9 protein-coding genes are annotated in these 16,934 nt (G+C 71.3%); 4 read left to right on the top strand and 5 right to left on the bottom strand.

Translation table 11 applies throughout. The annotated features are described in order from the left end of the window. Positions 1–16: 16 nt before the first annotated feature. The 4 genes from U1F38_RS05240 to U1F38_RS05225 all read right to left on the bottom strand — a co-directional run bounded on the left by U1F38_RS05240 (position 17) and on the right by U1F38_RS05225 (position 5,744). Positions 17–1,015 (bottom strand): AraC family transcriptional regulator, encoded by a 999-nt coding sequence (locus U1F38_RS05240; protein WP_409985999.1) that lies wholly within the window; start codon positions 1,013–1,015, stop codon positions 17–19. Positions 1,016–1,116: 101 nt separating this feature from the next. Next, positions 1,117–2,649, bottom strand: coding sequence for an indolepyruvate oxidoreductase subunit beta family protein (locus U1F38_RS05235; protein WP_409985998.1), 1,533 nt, complete (start codon positions 2,647–2,649; stop codon positions 1,117–1,119). Then, on the bottom strand, positions 2,646–4,910 hold the full coding sequence (locus tag U1F38_RS05230; RefSeq protein ID WP_409985997.1) for a thiamine pyrophosphate-dependent enzyme: 2,265 nt from the start codon (positions 4,908–4,910) through the stop codon (positions 2,646–2,648). The genes U1F38_RS05235 and U1F38_RS05230 overlap by 4 nt, the downstream gene beginning before the upstream one ends. A 57-nt stretch (positions 4,911–4,967) precedes the next feature. Continuing rightward, complete coding sequence (locus U1F38_RS05225) at positions 4,968–5,744, bottom strand: cyclase family protein (RefSeq protein WP_409985996.1); 777 nt, start codon at positions 5,742–5,744, stop codon at positions 4,968–4,970. A 225-nt stretch (positions 5,745–5,969) separates the two neighbouring features. Here U1F38_RS05225 and U1F38_RS05220 point away from each other — a divergent pair, with 225 nt between their 5' ends. Next, positions 5,970–6,974 carry a helix-turn-helix domain-containing protein gene (locus U1F38_RS05220; protein ID WP_409985995.1) on the top strand — a complete coding sequence of 335 codons (1,005 nt, stop codon included), beginning with the start codon at positions 5,970–5,972 and terminating at the stop codon, positions 6,972–6,974. Positions 6,975–7,013: 39 nt separating this feature from the next. Then, entirely contained in the window at positions 7,014–8,417 is a 1,404-nt protein-coding gene (locus U1F38_RS05215) for an aminopeptidase P N-terminal domain-containing protein (protein ID WP_409985994.1), read from the top strand. A gap of 75 nt (positions 8,418–8,492) precedes the next feature. On the opposite strand, the gene glnE is transcribed toward U1F38_RS05215, so the two are convergent. After that, positions 8,493–11,270: a bifunctional [glutamate--ammonia ligase]-adenylyl-L-tyrosine phosphorylase/[glutamate--ammonia-ligase] adenylyltransferase gene (glnE, locus tag U1F38_RS05210; RefSeq protein WP_409985993.1), complete on the bottom strand. Its 2,778-nt coding sequence runs from the start codon at positions 11,268–11,270 to the stop codon at positions 8,493–8,495. 355 nt (positions 11,271–11,625) lie between these two features. On the opposite strand from glnE, the gene U1F38_RS05205 reads away from it, so the two are divergent. Further along, complete coding sequence (locus U1F38_RS05205; protein ID WP_409985992.1) at positions 11,626–15,759, top strand: YhdP family protein; 4,134 nt, start codon at positions 11,626–11,628, stop codon at positions 15,757–15,759. 170 nt (positions 15,760–15,929) lie between these two features. Further along, positions 15,930–16,811 carry a carbon-nitrogen hydrolase family protein gene (locus U1F38_RS05200; RefSeq protein WP_409985991.1) on the top strand — a complete coding sequence of 294 codons (882 nt, stop codon included), beginning with the start codon at positions 15,930–15,932 and terminating at the stop codon, positions 16,809–16,811. The last annotated feature ends 123 nt before the right edge of the window (positions 16,812–16,934 follow it).

Here is a 16,934-nt window from a genome sequence, read left to right as displayed (position 1 = left end):
CTGCGGCGCAACAGTCTCAACGGCGCTTGAGCGTGGCCGAGGGTGGTTCGCCGAACTGGGCCTTGTAGTAGGCCGAGAAGCGCCCCAGGTGGAAAAAGCCGTAGCGGTAGGCCATCTCGTACAGCGGCACCGCCCGGCCCTCGCGTGCCGCCGCGCGCAACTGCGCGTGCACCTGCTGCAGGCGCACGGTGCGCAGGTAGGCGCCCGGCGTGGTGCCCAGGTGGCGGCGAAAGCCCTCTTCGAGCGCGCGCACGCTGACGCAGGCGGCGCGGGCGATGTCGGTCACGCCCAGGGCCTGCTCGGCCTGCGCGCGGATGAACTCGGTGGCGCGCTGCACGTGGCGCGGCAGGGCTTCGGGCGAGGGCGCGGCGGCCGACTGGTCGTGCGGTTGCAGGCTCAGCAGGCCGGCCAGCAGCATGTCCTGCAGCGAGGCGACGGCCGCGGCGTGGTTCAGCCAGGCGGCGCCGTGGGCGTCGATGTTGTGCGCCAGATCGAGCACCATGCGGCACCAGCCCGCAGCCGGCCCCGTTGATTGGGGCAGGGCCAGCGCAAAGTCCAGCCGGGCGCCGGGCCGGTCGGGCGCGGAGGACACACGCTGCTCGACCAGAGCGCGCGGAATGTGCAGCATGAGCTGGGCGCAGTCGGCGTGCCAGCGCATCGCCACGGGTTGGTCGGGTGAAAGGACAACGGCGGTGCGAGTGTCCGATTCGGCACGCTGGCGGCCGCAGCGGATCTCGGCCTGCCCCGCCAGCGGAATCTGCACCAGGTAGAAGCTGCCCAGGCAGCCGGGGGTGATCTCCACGTCGGCGCCGTAGCCCAGGTAGTTCAGCGACAGCGCGCCCAGTGGCACGCGGTGCATGTGGCAGTCCAGCGCCTGCGCGGCGCCCACCTGCTGCAGGCCGTGGGCGCAAAACAGGCGCGCCACCTGCTCGCGCGCGTCGTCGATGTCGCGGCTGGTGAAGACCGGGTGGCCTTGGAGCAGTCGGGGCGGCCCCGTGCGAAAGGGGGAAAGCATGGCGGATGGCGGGTCGTGCGACCTGCGACTTTGCCTGCATGCCCCGGGTTTGACAAGGGTCGAAACCTCGGGGGCGAGCGCTCGATCCGCGGCGATGGGCGTCAGGCAGCCCGTGCCACCGCAAGCCCGAGCGCCGCCTCGCGTTCGCCCAGGGCCTTGCCGTTCGGGTCCAGCAGCGCCGCGGCGCGCAGGCTGGCCAGGGTGGCGCCGGCCTCGCTCTGGCCGCTGAGCTGCGGCACGGCCAGCATCAGGCGGTCGAACTTGCCGGTGCCGCGCGTGTGGGTGTCGCTGTAGCCCTTGATGAGCTGGCGGCAGCGCAGCACCTCGGTCGCCAGTGCCGCGTCGCCCCCGTCCAGCGCCTGTTCGGCCACGGCCAGCCAGGCTTGGCAGTGCGCCACCTCCTCGGCGTGGCGGCGGTTGCCGCGGCGCCAGCGCGCCAGGCCGGCCATGATGTGCAGTTGCAGGTGGCCCTTGAAGGTATGGGTCTGGATGCGCCGCCCCTTGTTCAGGCGCGGGCCCAGCCAGGCCTTCAGGCGCGGCGAGCGGTCCAGCCAGTCGGCCCAGCCGGTGGGCAGCAGGCCCATGGCTTCTTCCAGGCGGGGATGAAAGTATTCCTCCATGCCGACCACGTCGCCCGTCTTGGCATCGACCTCGCCCTGAATGCGCTTGAATCGGTCGGCGCGCGTCTTCAGGCCCGCCACGCGGATCACGTCGTCGTAGGACATGGCCACGGCGATCCAGTGGGCGGCGGCAATGCTCAAGTCGGCCGTTGCGGGCGCCGGGTCGCGCCGGGCAAAGCGCGCCACGTGGTCGAGGTATTCGCCGCCGTAGGCCACGTCCTGCCAGTCGACCACGCGCGCCAGGCCCTCGCCCAGCCAGGGCCAGGCGGGTTCGGGAAACTCCTTGCGGATGCGCGCCAGCAGTGGCGCCAGCGCCGGGCTGGCGGCCTTGTCGGGCAGGGGGCGCGGGGCGGTTTTCATGGCCTCGTTGCGTGCCACGAGGGCCGGTGGCATGGGGCGCGTGCGCGCCAGTTCGGCGCCGGCGCGCAGGGCGGCCAGGCTGGCCTGCACACCCTTGCCGCCGCCTTCGACCACCTTCTCGAAGTCCTGCTGGTGAAACGGCAGCACATCGCAGCCGGCCAGGGCGCCGAACAGGCTGGCCGAGATCACGCTGCGGTGCTTGACCGCCAGCGCCTGCATGTCGTCGGCCACCACGCGGCGCGCGGCCTTGCGCAGCAGCTCCAGCACCTGGGCGCTGTCGGCCGCGCCGTCGCCGGGTTGCACCTTTTCCTGCACGGCGAAGGTGCGATGCGTGCTGGTGATGACGGTGGTGCGGTTGGGCGTGACCAGGCCGCGCGCCACGGCGCGGCCGGCTTCCATCAGCTCGGCGGCGATCAGGATGTCGACCTCGCCCGGCACCGGCATCTGCGCCAGCACCGGCACCTGACCGGGCGTGGGTTCGACCATCTCGACGTAGTAGATGGTGGCGCCGGTGCGCTGCGCCACGCCGGCCACCGAAGTGGCTTGCGCCGTCCAGCCGGCGTCTTCGGCCAGCTGCACGATCCAGTCCTGCAGCACGCCGCCGCCTTGGCCGCCCAGGGCCATGATGGCCACGGTGATCATGCGGGGCTTCATGCGCGCACCTCGTCAATGGTGGGGGCGTAGAGCTGGCGCGCGGCGCGTTGGCGCTCGCTGCGCCCTTGCAGCCAGCCCACGCCGGCACGGCGCAGGCCGGCCAGCCAACGGTCCCATGCCGTGGGGTTGTTCACCTTGTGCGCCTTGTAGAACGACGGGCACAGCACGGCGGCGTCGGCCACCTCGCCGCAGTGGCCGCAGGCCACGCAGTCCTGGTCCACGCTGGCCACCGGGTCGGGCTTGAGTGCGTCGCCGCTGGGCGCCAGCGTGAGGCTGGGGCAGCCCGACACGCGCATGCAGGCGTGGTCGCCCGAGCACACCGCGGCGTCGACGCCAAAGCGCTCCTTGAGCACGCGCTCGCCGGCCTGGATGGCCTTGGCCTTGAGCGGCTTTTCGCGGCGCTGGCGGTTGAGCATGCATTCGCTTTGCGCGATCACCACCTTGGGGCCGGGCTCGGTCGACGTGAGCGCGTCGTGCAGCGCCTGCTTCATCTGACCCACGTCATAGGTGCGCGGCACCAGCCGCACCCAGGTGACGCCCACGCCGCGCACCGCCTGCTCGATCGGGTGCAGGGTGCTGCGGTTGGGGTTGGTGTTGCGCGACGACGGAATGTCCTGCCCGCCGGTGGCCGCCGAGTAGTTGTTGTCAACGATGACGAACACGTTGTTCTGTCGGTTGAACACCGCGTTGCCGATGCCCGACGTGAGACCGTTGTGCCAAAAGCCGCCATCGCCCATGAAAGCCACGGCCTTCTTGGCCGCGCCCAGCTGGCCGCCGGCGTTGAAGGCCGAGGCGCTGCTGGCGCCCAGGCCGTAGCCCATGGTGGTGGCGCCGATCTCGAAGGGCGGCATGATCTGGAACAGGTGGCAGCCGATGTCCGAGGACACGTGGTGCACGCCCAGCTCCTGCTCCACCAGCTTGTAGGCCGAGAAGATCGGCCGCTCGGGGCAGCCCACGCACAGGCCGGGCGGGCGCGGCGGCAGCAGCTGGCCGATGGCGCTGGCGATTTCGGGCACGGCGGGTGCGGCCTCGTCGGCCGGCAGCTCGATCGCCGGTGCGGCGCGCGCAGCGGCGTTGTCACTGGCTTCCTTGCGCCGCGACACGCTGGCCGAGACCTGACGCTCCAGCGCGCGCGGGCAGTTTTGCTCCAGGAAGGCGCGTAGGCCCTTGCGCAGCGCGTCCACGGTGTAGTCGCCGCCCATCGGCAGCACGTCCTTGCCGTGCACGGCGGTGGGCGCGCGGTGGCGGCCCAGGATGGTGTTCAGGTGCTGTTCGTGGTAGTCGGGCTGGCCCTCTTCGATCATCAGCACGGCCTTCTTGCCGGTGCAAAAGCGCAGCACTTCGTCTTCGACCAGCGGATAGGCCACGTTGAGGATGTACAGCGGCACGCGCGATGCGCCGAACAGGTCGGCCAGATCGAGCTGCAACAAGGCGCGCAGGGTGTTGCTGTGCATGCCGCCCAGCATGACGATGCCCACGTCGTCGAATTCGCCGTCGATGAACTCGTTGAGCTGGTGCTGCTGGATGTACCGGACGGCGGCCGGCCAGCGCTGCTCGATCTTTTCCTTCTCGTGCAGAAAGGAAGCCGGCGGCAGCACGATGCGGTTGACGTCGCGCACCGGGTGCTCCAGCGCCTGCTTGAGCGAGAACTGCGGGCGCTGGTTTTGCTGCGTGATGAAGCTGCCATGCAGGTGGCAGGAGCGGATGCGCAGCTGCAGCATCACCGGCGTGTTGCTGGCCTCCGACAGCGCAAAGCCGTGGTGCACGGCCTGGACGATGGCCGGCAGGGTGGGCTTGGGGTCGAGCAGCCACATCTGAGACTTCATGGCGAAGGCGTGGGTGCGCTCCTGCATGATGGAAGAGCCCTCGCCGTAGTCCTCGCCGACGATGATCAGCGCCCCGCCCAGCACCCCGCCCGAGGCCAGGTTGGCCAGCGCGTCCGAGGCCACGTTGGTGCCCACGGTGGACTTCCAGGTCACCGCGCCGCGCACCGGGTAGTTGACCGAGGCCGACAGCGCCGCCGCCGCGGCCGCTTCGCTGGCCGCCGGCTCGAAGTACACGCCCAGCTCCTTCAGGATGGGCTGCGCGTCGGCCAGCACATCCATCAGGTGCGAGATCGGCGAGCCCTGGTAGCCGGTGACGTAGCCCACGCCGCACTCCAGCAGCGCCTTGGTGACGGCCAGAATGCCCTCGCCGCGAAACTCGGTGCCGGCGGGCACGCGCAACTGCTCGACCTCTTTGGCGAATGAACGTTCAGCCATTTCACTTCTCCTTGCCAATCACCAGGGCGCGGCGGGCAGCGCCGCGCGCGCATTGCGTCAGGGGATCAAGGCCAGCACGCGCAGCGGACTGCCCGAGCCGCCCTTGATCTTCAGCGGCGCGCTCACGATGACGGCGCCGGTGGGCGGCAGCTGGTCCAGGTTGGTCAGGCACTGCAGGCCGTATTTGTTGGCGCCGTGCATCAGCGTGTGGCAGGGGTAGGCCACGGGCCAGGCGTAGGACTGGCCGGCGTCGGTGTTGATGGTCTCCACGCCAAAGCCGCGCACGTCGCGCTTCACCAGCCATTCCACCGCCGCCTGCGTGGGGCCGGGGGTGTGGGCGCCGTCTTCCTTCATGTTGACGTAGCTGGCCGGATCAACGATGCGCTTGCTCCAGTCGGTGCGAAACAGCACCCAGGCGCCGGCGGGAATCTTGCCGTGCTTCGCCTCCCACGCTTCCAGGTGCGGCACATCCAGGTTGAAGTCGGCGTTGGCCGCCACTTCCTTGCTGCAATCGATCACGCAGGCCGGGCCGATGAAGGCCTTGGGGTCGATGGTGTCCACGCTGTTGTTGGGGTGGTCCTTGCCGGTGATCCAGTGCACCGGCGCGTCGAAGTGGGTGCCGGTGTGCTCGCCGCAGGAGAAGTTGTTCCAGTACCAGCCGGGGCCGGCGTCGTCGTAATGACTGATGGTCTCCTGCTTGAAGGCCCACACCTGGCCGAACTGCGGCGGCAGCACCAGGGGCGGAAAGTCGGGCGAGAGCGTGTGGGTCAGATCGACGATCTTGAGGGCGCTCGAGGCGATGTCCTGGGCAAATTGGGTCAGCGATGTGCTCATGCTTGTCTCCGGGTGGGTCGGGTGAAACGCCGACGGGCCGAGCTGCCCGCCAGATGTGATGCGATGCTGAGGCCAAGGAGCCATCGCTCGCAAGCCAATTCGCGAATACCCCTGTCCGTTTTGCGATAAGGCCCCAGCAAACCAAGGGAAAACACTGAGATCCGGCCGCGCTGCTTCGCCGATACTTGACGCCTAAAGTAAATACCCGACCCCGGCACACCCACCATGCTCGCGCCCGCGACGTCCTGCCGCCTGCTCGATTCGTACCCGCTGATTCGCTCGCGCTCGGCCGAGGAAGCGCGCCAGCGCGTGGGCGACGTGTTTTCGCCCCATCGGCTGGCGTTGCGCGGCGACACGCGTGGCCTGAACGTGCGCCACAACCGCGTGGCGCTGGGGCAGTCGGCCATCAACGTGCTGCACTACGGCGCCGAGGTGGAGATCGACCCCGGCGAGCGCGGCGATTTCTATCTGGTGCAACTGCCCCTGGCCGGGCGCGCCCAGCTGTGCAGCGATGGCGAGGAGGCCGCGGTCGATGCGTCGGTGCTCAGCGTGCTGCGCCCGCGCGTGGCCAGCCGCATGCGCTGGAGCAGCGACTGCACCATGCTGTTGCTGCAAGCGCCCAGCCACCTGGTGCACGGCCACATCGGCGCCGGCACGCCGCCGCGCATGGCCTTGGCGCGCCGCCGCCGCGACCCCGAGGTGGGCGCCTGGTGCCAGGCCATGCTGGACCTGGCACGCAACCTCGACTGTTTTGGCGCGCAGTGGCAGGCGCACCCCAGCGCCATCGCGGCGATCGAGGGGTTTTTGCTCACCGCCTTTTCCTGCCTGCTGCTGGAGCCCGGCGCGGCCCCCGGCGATGCGCCCGGCGGCGGCGCGCCGGTCGAGGTGCGCAGCCTGCGCCGCGCCAAGGATTACATTCACGCCCATCTGGACCGTCCGCTGTCGCTGGCGGAAATTGCCCGCCAGGCCTGTGTCAGCCCGCGCACGCTGGAGCTCGTGTTCAAGCGCCATGGGGAGGCATCGCCCCTGGCCTACGCCCGCCGCCAGCGCCTGCAGGCGGCCCATGCGGCGCTGCGAGCGGTCGCGCGCGAGGGACGCTCGGCCAGCGTCACCGACGTGGCGCTGGCCCACGGCTTCGTGCACATGGGGCGCTTCAGCGCCCAGTACCGCGCGCAGTTTGGCTGCCTTCCTTCGCAAACCCTGAACGCGCCCGCGGCCCTCGCCGCCTGATCTTGCCGGCGGGCCACGCACCGCGCGCCGCTGCGTGCCATGATTGGGCGCATGAACCGCATCGACTCACCTTACGCCGCCCGCCGCGCCCGCCTGGCCGCCCAGCTGGGCGCCGGCGGCATCGCCATCATCCCCACCGCGCCGGTGCAGCCGCGCAACCGCGACAGCGACTTTCCGTATCGGCCCGACAGCTACTTCTATTACCTGACCGGCTTTGACGAGCCCGACGCATGGCTGCTGCTGGCCGCCGACGCGCGCGCCACGCTGTTTTGCCAGCCCAAGGACGCCGAGCGCGAGATCTGGGACGGCTATCGCCTGGGCCCCGAGGCGGCGCCCGGCGCGCTGGGCCTGGACGGCGCGCATTCGGTTGCCGAGCTGGACGCGCTGGCGCCCAAGCTGCTGGAGAACACCCGCACCGTGTGGTATCCGTTTGCCACGCACCCGGGTCTGGAGTCGCGCATCGACGGCTGGCTGCAAAAGGTGCGCGCACGCGTGCGCTTTGGCGCGCTGGCGCCCGAGACCCAGCGCGACGCCTGCGCGCTGCTGGACGAAATGCGTCTGGTGAAGGACGCGCACGAGCTGGCCATCATGCGCCGCGCCGGCCAGATCAGCGCGCGCGGGCACATCCGCGCCATGCAGCGCAGCAGCGCCATGCTGCGCGCCGGCCAGGACGTGCGCGAATACCACCTGGAGGCCGAGCTGTTGCACGAGTTTCGCCAGCACGGCTCGGAGTTTCCGGCCTACACCAGCATCGTCGCCGCCGGCGCCAACGCCTGCGTGCTGCACTACCGCGCCGGAGCAGCGCCGATCAAGGACGGCGAGCTGGTGCTGATCGACGCCGCCTGCGAGCTGCACGGCTACGCCAGCGACATCACGCGCACCTTTCCGGCGAACGGGCGCTTCAGCGGCCCGCAGCGCACGCTGTATGAGCTGGTGCTGGCCAGCCAGGATGCGGCGGTCGCGGCCACCCGGCCGGGCGCGCGCTTCAACGAGCCGCACGAGGCGGCGGTGAAAGTGCTGGCGCAGGGCCTGCTGGACACCGGTTTGCTGGACCGCAACAAGGTCGGCAGTCTGGATGACGTGATTGAAAAGCGCGCCTACTTTCCGTTCTACATGCACCGCACCAGCCACTGGATGGGCATGGACGTGCACGACTGCGGCAGCTATGTGGAGCCCGGCGAGGTGGGCCAGGTGAGCGAGCGCACCGATCCGCTGTCGGGCGAAGTCATCAAGGACCGCCCCAGCCGCATCCTGCGCCCCGGCATGGTGCTGACCATCGAGCCCGGCCTGTACGTGCGCCCGGCCGAGGGCGTGCCCGAGGCGTTCTGGAACATCGGCATCCGCATCGAGGACGACGCGGTGGTGACCGAGGCCGGCTGCGAGCTGATGACGCGCGGCGTGCCGGTGGCGGCCGATGAGATCGAGGCGTTGATGCGGCCGTGAGCTGCCCCTGATTTGAAAACAAAACCGGCCGCCCGCGCTTGATGGGCAAGCGCAAGCAGCTATCAATTCAGGAATTCATCCAAAAACGGCTCGCCACAGCGCACCGATGGCCGCGCGCTCGCTGGCCAGCGTTTCGGGCGCCACCTGGAGGGGCTGCTCGTCCAGCCGCGCCAGGTGCTGGGCGTGGCGCAGGCTGCGGTAGGCATCGGCCGCGCCGTGGCCCACGCCGGTCGGCAGCAGGCCGGCGGCCTCGGCGCGCTGCAGCAGGGCGATGTTGCCCAGGTTGGGCTCCAGCTCGGGGTGCTCGCGCGTGTGCGCCAGCACCAGGTATTGGGTGGCGAACTCGGCGTCGATCATGCCGCCGGGGCTGTGCTTGACGTCGAACTGGCCGGCGGGCACCGGGTGCGCCGCGCGCATCTTCTCGCGCATGGCGGTGATCTCGGCGCGCAGGGCTGTGTGGTCGCGCGGGGCGGTGATCACGGCGTGGCGCACGGCGTTGAAGCGCTGCTCCATCGCAGATGCCTGCGGGCTGTTTGAGCCAGTCACTGCGGGGGGCACCATCCGCGCCCTTGTCATGGCCTGATGCTCCCAGGTCCAGGCGGTGTTGCTGCCGCGTTGCTGCTGGTAGTCGGCGTAGGCGTCGAACGAGGTCACCAGCAGGCCTGAGCCACCGTTGGGGCGCAGGGCGGTGTCGATCTCGTACAGGTCGCCCTCGGCGGTCTTGAGTGTGAGCCAGGTGATGAGTTTGCGCACCAGCGCGGCGTAGACCTCGGCGGCACGCTCGTCGGCATCGTCGTACACGAACACCAGGTCCAGGTCGCTGCCGTAGCCCAGCTCCTTGCCGCCCAGCTTGCCGTAGCCGATGATGCCCAGCCGGGGCTGCTCGCGATGGCGGTGGCGCACCAGCGGCCAGCACCACAGCAGGGTCATGCGCAGGATGGCGTCGGCCAGGGCGGACAGGTCGTCGGCCACCTGCTCGATGCTGATGCTGCGCTCGACGTCGCGCACCAGGGTGCGAAACACCTCGGCGTGGTGCGCGCGGCGCAGCAGGATGAGCAGGTTTTCCTCGTCATCCTCGCCGCCGCGGGCCAGGGCGCGGCGGCGCTCGTGCAGCTCGTGCTCCAGCGCGGCGGGGTCGAAGCGCGCGGCCAGCACCTCGGGGTTGGCCAGCTCGTCGATCACGCCGGGGTGCTGCATCAGGTAGCGCGCGGGCCAGCGCGCGGTGCCCAGCACGCGCAGCAGGCGCTCGTGCGCGGCGGGGCGCTCCAGCAGCAGCGCCAGGTAGTTCTGGCGGCGGCGCAGCGCGTCCACCCAGGCCAGAAAGCGCAGCACGGCGGTCTCGCTCACGCGGCCCTCGCGCAGCCAGTCGAGGGTGCGCGTGGCCAGGCGCAGCAGGCGCTGGCGCGCCCCGTCGCGCAGGCCGTGCACGTTGGGCAGCTGGCACCAGCGCAGCAGCTCGGCGCGCACGGTGGCGTTGTCGGTGCGCTCGGCCAGGCGGCTCAGGTCGGCCTTGGTGTCGGCCTCGGCGTCGGCGCCGGTGGACGCGCCGGTGCCGACTTGCTTGCAGGCCTTGCACGGCGTGCGCTCGCCCAGCAGCTGGTCGAACTGGCTGGCCACGGCCTCGCGGTGGGCGTCGAGTTCGTGCAGGAAGGGGGACAGCTCGGCAAAACCCATGCTGCGCGCCAGCCAGAGCAGGTCGTCGTCGGCGGTGGGAAGCAGGTGCGTCTGCTGGTCGTCCAGGTATTGGCTGCGGTGCTCGACGCGGCGCAGAAAGACGTAGGCGCGCGCCAGCGCTTCGGTGGTCTCGTGCGGCATCAGGCCGCCCTGGTCGATGCGCTCGAGCGCCGTGAGCGTGGGGCGGGTGCGCAGCTCGGGGTACTGGCCGCCGCGCACCACCTGCAGCAGTTGCACGGTGAATTCGACCTCGCGGATGCCCCCGCGCGAGAGCTTGACGTCGCTGGCGCGCGCCGGCCGTCCGGCGCTGCGCTTGTTGGCGTGGTCGCGAATTTGCCGGTGCAGCTCGCGCAGCGCGTCGAACACGCTGTAGTCCAGGTACTGGCGAAACACGAAGGGCTGCACCACCGCGCGCAGCGCCTGCGCCGAGCCGTCGGCCAGCGCGGCGCGCGGGGCAACGACGCGGCTCTTGAGCCAGGCAAAGCGCTCCCACTCGCGCCCTTGCACGCGCAGGTATTCGGCCAGCGTGGCCAGCGAGCTGACCGGCGCGCCCGAATTGCCGTTGGGGCGCAGCGCCAGGTCGACCCGGAACACGAAGCCGTGCTCGGTCACCTCGCCGATCAGCGTGCTGACCAGGCGCACCGCGCGGGTGAAGTATTCGTGCACCGAGATGCGTCCGCCGCCGTCCTGGCGGCCGGTGGTTTCGCCGTCTTCGTCGTGCACGTAGATCAGGTCGATGTCGCTGGAGACGTTGAGCTCGCGCGCGCCCAGCTTGCCCATGCCGACCACCCACAGCCGGGCGCGCTGCCCGCTTGCGACCAAGGGGGCGCCATGGCGCGCATCGAGCTGGGCAAGGGCCTCGGTGCAGGCTTCATCGAGCGCCAGCTCGGCCAGCTCGGTCATGGCCGTGGTCACGGTTTGCAGCGGCGCGCCCTGCTCGCAATCGAGCACCACCAGGCGCTCCATCACCAACTGGCGCAGGATGCGCAGCGCCGCACCGGTGGCATGGCCGCGCGCGCGCAAGGTCGCCAGGGTGTCGGCCATGGTGGCCGCGTTGGGGACGCCGGGCGCCAGCAGCGGCAGCTCGTCCGCATAGCGGCGGCGCAGGCGCTGCACCAGGCGCGAATGGGCGGCCAGGCTGCCGGCGGGCAAGTCGAGTGCCGTGGACAGGTCGGCCATGTCAGTTATCCATGGCGCTGCGCGCGACCCGCAGCGGATGAAACGCAAAGTGCCCCATGGCCGCGGAGCAGGCCACGACCGCGATCGCCGGGGTCGGGGTTTCCCCGGTCACAGGCGAGCCCTGCAGGCCGCGCCGGGCCAGTGGCCCGGCCCCTCGCCAGCCAACAAAAGGTCCACCGGACCTTTTGTGCGCAGGCTCGGCCCCCTTTGGGAAGGCGAAACATCGCGCAGCGAGTGGAGACTGGGGGGTGTTTTTTTCCCGCGGGTCATAATTTCCTTCACGGCCATCGGCAAGGCGGGCTGCGTTGCCCGCCGGTCTCCCAACATGGCCCGGTAGTCTGTTGATCAAACGCTCTTGAGTTCTTCCTTGATCCGCGTTTTTGCCATCGTGATGCGCTGGACCGTGCTCGCGGTGGCGGCCTTGCTGCTGGCCACCGTGGCCGGCTGGGCCGTGCTGCACTGGTTCATTGTGCCGCGAATCGACGATTTCCGTCCGCGCCTGACGGCCTGGGCCAGCCAGGCGCTGGGGGCACCCGTGACCATTGGCGCACTGACGGTGCAGTCCAATGCCCTGCTGCCGGCCATTGCCGTGCAGGACGTGCGCGTGCTGGGCCCCGACGGTCAGCCCGCGCTGCAGGTGCCGCACGCGCTGGTGGTGTTCTCGGTGGCCTCGTTGTTGCGCGGCGGGCTGGAGCAGCTGGTGATCGATGCACCCGAGCTGACGCTGCGGCGCACGGCGCAGGGGCGCCTGCTGATCGGCGGCATCGACGTGTCGGGCGACAAGGCCGCCGACACCGGCGCCGTGGACTGGGTGTTCTCGCAAGAGGAAATTGCGGTGCGCGGCGCGCGCGTGCACTGGCTGGACGAAGCCCACCCCGAGCGGCCGCCGGCGCAGTGGCAGCAGGTGGACGGGGTGCTGCGCAATGGCCTGCGGCGCCATCAGCTGCGGCTGGACGCCACGCCCGAGGAGGCCTGGGGCGAGCGCTTCACGCTGATCGGGCGCTTTCGTCAGCCGCTGCTGGCCCTGCACGCCGGGCGCTGGCAAAGCTGGGACGGTCAGCTTTACGCCAACGTGCCGCGCGCCGAGGCCGCGCCCTGGGCGCAGCTGCTCGATACCGGCGAGCGCTGGGGCGTGAGCGCGGTGGCCGGCCGCGCGGCGCTGCGCGTGTGGGCCGAGATCCGGCATGGCATGCCCGTCGAAGCCACGGCCGACGTGGCGGTGAGCGACGCCACGGCCACGCTGGCGCCGGATCTGCCGCCGCTGGCCCTGATCCAGTTGCGCACCCGTCTGGTGTGGCGCGCGCTGGACGGCGGCTTTCAGCTGGGCACGCAGGGCCTGCAATTCACCGACGCCGACGGCAGCGCCTGGCCAGGCGGCAACTTTCAGCTCAGTCACCGCACCCATGGCGGCGCGCTGCTGGGCGACCGCCTGGACCTGGCGGCCCTGAGCCGCATCGCCACGCGCCTGCCCCTGCCCGCCGACGTGCGCCAGCGCGCCGAGCAACTGGGCGCCGCGGGCCTCATCGAGCGCGTGGACGCCAGCTGGAGCGGCCCCTTGGCGGCCCCCACCGGCTGGCGGGTGCAGGCCGGCGCCACCGGCTTGCGCGTGGCTGCGCAGACGCGCGCCGCTGCGCCGGACGGCCATGTGCCCGTGGGCGTGCCGGGGCTGGAGGGTGTCGCCCTGCAACTGGAGGCCGGGCCGTCGGGCGGGCGCGCCAGCGTGAGCTTGCGCGACGGCGCGCTGGAGTTTCCCGGCGTGTTCGAGGAGCCGCGCATTCCCCTGGCGCAGCTGTCGGCCAAGCTCCAGTGGCGCGTGCAGGGCGAGCGCATCGAGGTGCAGGCCGATGACGTGGAGCTGGCCAATGCGGACGCCGCCGGCCGCTTCAAGGGCCGCTGGCACACCGGCGAGGCCGAGGACGGCAGCGGCGCGCGCCTGCCGGGCGTGCTGGATCTGCAGGGCGCCTTCAGCCGCGTCAACGCCGCGCGCGTGTACCGCTACCTGCCGCTCAGCCTGCCGGTCAAGGCCCGCCAATACGTGCGCGACGCCATCCGCAAGGGCGACGGCCGCGACGTGGCGGTGCGCGTGCAGGGCAAGCTGCACGAGCTGCCCTTCAACCTGCCGGGCGAGCGCGGCACCTTCCGCATCGCGGGGCCGGTGAGCGGGGTGCAGATGCAGTACGTGCCCCAGCGCCTGCAACCGGCGGGGCAGGCGAGCTGGCCGGCACTGGAAGGGCTCTCGGGCGAGCTGATCTTCGAGGGCGCCGGCATGCGCGTGCGCGGTGGCGCGGCGCGGGTGCAGGGTCATCCGGGCTGGCGCTTCGACGGCATCGAGGCCGACATCGCCGACTTCAAGCACACCGACGTGGTGGTGCAGGCCCAGGGGCGCGGCGCGCTGGCGGCGGCGCTGGACATCGTGCGGCAGTCGCCGGTGGCGCAGTTCACCCACCATGCGCTGGATGCAGCGCGAGCCAGCGGCGACGCCGCGCTGGAGCTGAAGCTGGACTTGCCCATCAAGTCCATCGAGCAGTCCAAGGTGCAGGGCCGCGTGCTGCTGGCCGGCAACGAGCTGCGCCTGGCTTCCGGCGCGCCGCCGCTGGCGCAGGTGGCCGGCGCGGTCACCTTTTCGGACAGCGGCTTTGCCATCGACAACGCGCGGGCGCAGGCGCTGGGCGGCAGCGCCGTGATCACGGGCGGCATGCTCCGCGGTGCCGCTGCCGGCGCGGTGCCGGTGCAGGTGACGGCACGCGGCAACGCCAGCGCCGAGGGCTTGCGCCAAAGTGCCGACTGGGGGGCGGAGTGGGCCGCGGTGGCCACGCTGGCGCGCCAGGCCAGCGGCAGCACGACCTACGAGGCCGTCATCGGCTTTCCCGAGGGTGGCGCCGACGTGCGCGTGCGCAGCGACCTGCGCGGGCTGGCGCTGGCCCTGCCTGCGCCGCTGGACAAAGCCCAGGACGCGGCCTGGCCGCTGAGCGTCGAGCTGGGTCCGCTGGCAGGTGGCGCCGGGCGCGAGCGCCTGCGCGTGCGGGTGGCCGATCGTCTGGCGCTGAACTATGAACGCCAGGCAGGCACCGCCGGCACGCCAACGCGCGTGCTGCGGGGGGCGGTGGCCCTGGGTGAAGCGGCCGCTGCCGCGCCTGCCCTGCCCGCCGCCGGCGTGCAGGCGCAGCTCAAGTGGCCGACGCTGGACGTGGACGCCTGGGAGCGCGCGCTCGATCGCATGGGCGAGCCGGCACCAACCGGTGCGCCGGCCGCCACGAACACCACGAGTGCCACGGCGCCTGCCCCCGCCGCCCCTGACGACTACCTGCCCACCCGGGTGGCCCTGCAGGTGGACACGCTGCGGGTGGACGATCGCACCCTGCACGCGGTCGACGTGAGCGCCACGCGCGAGGGCGCCCGCTGGAGCGCACAGGTGCAGGCGCGCGAGCTGGCCGGCCGCGTTGAGTACACCCAGGGAGCGGACGGCAGCGCCGGTGCGGTGCATGCGCGCCTGTCGCGCCTGGCCATCGGCGCGAGCGACACGGCCGACGGCGGCGCGATGGAGCAGCCGTCCACGCGTATCCCGGCGCTGGACGTGGTGGTGGATGACTTCGAGCTGCATGGCAAGAAGCTGGGCCGGCTGGAGGTGCAAGCCGTCAACCGCGACGTGCTTGCTGCGCGCGCCGCCGGTGGCGCGCCCGTGCAGGAGTGGCAGCTCAACCGGCTGGCGCTGACCGTGCCCGAGGCGACCTTGAGCGCCAGCGGGCGCTGGGCCGCGCAGCCGCGCGCACCGGCGTTGCCGGCGGGCGCGCACTCGACGCGCAGCGCGGACGATCGGCGTCGCACGGCGCTTGACTTCAGCCTGGACGTGCGCGACGCCGGCACGCTGCTGGCGCGCTTTGGCATGGCCGGCGTGCTGCGCGGCGGCAAGGGCAAGATCGATGGAAAGCTGGGCTGGGTCGGCTCGCCCTTTTCGCCGCACTACGCCAGCATGGACGGCCAGTTGCATGTGGACGTGGGCGCCGGCCAGTTCCTCAAGGCCGACCCGGGCCTGGCCAAGCTGCTGGGCGTGCTCAGCCTGCAAGCGCTGCCGCGCCGGCTGACGCTGGACTTTCGCGACGTGTTCAGCGCCGGCTTTGCCTTCGATTTCGTGCGCGGCGATGCCCAGGTGGAGCATGGCGTGCTGAACACGCACAACCTGCAGATGAAGGGCGTCAACGCCGCCGTGCTGATGGACGGCAGCGTCGATCTGGATCGCGAGACGCAGAACCTGCGCGTGCTGGTCGTGCCCGAGATCGACGCCGGCACCGCCGCGCTGGCGGCCGCCATCATCAACCCCGCCATCGGCCTGGGCGCCTTCGTGGCGCAGCTGGTGCTCAAGCAACCGCTGATCCAGGCAGCCACGCGCGAGTTCGAGATCACGGGCCGCTGGGACAATCCCGAGGTCAAGCCGATCAAGAACCCGGCCGCCGGCGCCCTGCCCGCGGCCTCGGCGCCCAAGGAGAAGTGATCCTGCAAACGGCAGTTGACGGCTGGCCAGCTCAAGGAAACCCGCATGAACACTGAATTTTGCTGCTCCCTTGCTCCTGCTTGCGGGCACGAGCCTGCCGCGTCGTCGCGCCTTGCCTTGCACGTCGCCAGCGGCACTGACGTGTGCATTCAACGGACGGATTTGGGATCATGAAAGTCGCCGCCATCCAGATGGTTTCGGGCACGCAGGTGCAGGCCAATCTCGACACCGCGCATGTCCTGCTGGCCGAGGCCGCCGCCGCGGGCGCCGAGCTGGCGGTGTTGCCCGAATATTTTTGCGTGATGGGCCGGCGCGACACCGACAAGCTGGCCTTGCAGGAGCCCTTGGGCGACGGCCCGATCCAGCGCTGGCTGGCCGACACGGCGCGCGAGCTGCGGCTGTGGATCGTGGGCGGCACGCTGCCGCTGTCGTGCGAACCACCGGATGGCCTTGCACCCCGCCGCGGCAGCGGGTCGTCCCAAGCCGGGGCGGCGGCCCCCCTGGCCGACAAATGCCGCAATGCCTCGCTGGTGTTTGCGCCCACCGGCGAGCGCGTGGCCCACTACGACAAGATCCACCTGTTCCGCTTCGACGACGGCGAGCGCCGCTACGACGAGGCCGCGGTGCTGGTGCCTGGCAGCCAACCGGTGACGTTCGAGCTGCCCGCGCGCGACGGTCACGTCTGGCGCGTCGGTCTGAGCGTTTGCTACGACCTGCGTTTTCCCGAGCTGTACCGCACGTATGCCGCGCAGGGCGCCGATCTGCTGCTGGTGCCCAGCGCCTTCACCCACGTCACCGGCCAGGCGCACTGGGAGTTGCTGCTGCGCGCGCGCGCCATCGAAAACCTGTCGGCCGTGATCGCCGCCGCGCAAGGCGGGCTGCACGAGAACGGCCGGCGCACCTGGGGCCACAGCATGGTGGTGGATGCCTGGGGCCAGGTGCTGGCCGAGCACGCCGAGGGCGCCGGTGTGGCCCTGGCCGAGCTGGACTGGGCCGCCCTGCACCAGCGCCGCCAGCAGTTGCCGGCCCTGAGCCACCGGCGCTTGAAATGAACACCCCCAGTCTCCACTCGCTGCGCGATGCTTCGCCGACCCCCTTGCAGGGGGCCGAGCCTGCGCTCAAAAGGTCCGGTGGACCTTTTGTTGGCTGGCGAGGGGCCGGGCCAGTGGCCCGGC

The sequence above is a fragment of the Ottowia sp. genome (genome assembly GCF_046348305.1).
Taxonomy (GTDB): Bacteria; Pseudomonadota; Gammaproteobacteria; order Burkholderiales; family Burkholderiaceae_C; genus Ottowia.
The sequence above is the reverse complement of the archived record's forward strand: the minus strand, read 5'-3'. Positions and strand labels throughout refer to the sequence as shown.

Excerpts from the sequence above, each read along its gene's own strand:
- U1F38_RS05225 (WP_409985996.1), bottom strand. The coding sequence starts at position 5,744 with ATGAGCACATCGCTGACCCAATTTGCCCAGGACATCGCCTCGAGCGCC.
- U1F38_RS05200 (WP_409985991.1), top strand. The coding sequence starts at position 15,930 with ATGAAAGTCGCCGCCATCCAGATGGTTTCGGGCACGCAGGTGCAGGCC.
- U1F38_RS05215 (WP_409985994.1), top strand. The coding sequence starts at position 7,014 with ATGATTGGGCGCATGAACCGCATCGACTCACCTTACGCCGCCCGCCGC.
- U1F38_RS05240 (WP_409985999.1), bottom strand. The coding sequence starts at position 1,015 with ATGCTTTCCCCCTTTCGCACGGGGCCGCCCCGACTGCTCCAAGGCCAC.
- U1F38_RS05230 (WP_409985997.1), bottom strand. The coding sequence starts at position 4,910 with ATGGCTGAACGTTCATTCGCCAAAGAGGTCGAGCAGTTGCGCGTGCCC.
- U1F38_RS05235 (WP_409985998.1), bottom strand. The coding sequence starts at position 2,649 with ATGAAGCCCCGCATGATCACCGTGGCCATCATGGCCCTGGGCGGCCAA.
- glnE (WP_409985993.1), bottom strand. The coding sequence starts at position 11,270 with ATGGCCGACCTGTCCACGGCACTCGACTTGCCCGCCGGCAGCCTGGCC.
- U1F38_RS05220 (WP_409985995.1), top strand. The coding sequence starts at position 5,970 with ATGCTCGCGCCCGCGACGTCCTGCCGCCTGCTCGATTCGTACCCGCTG.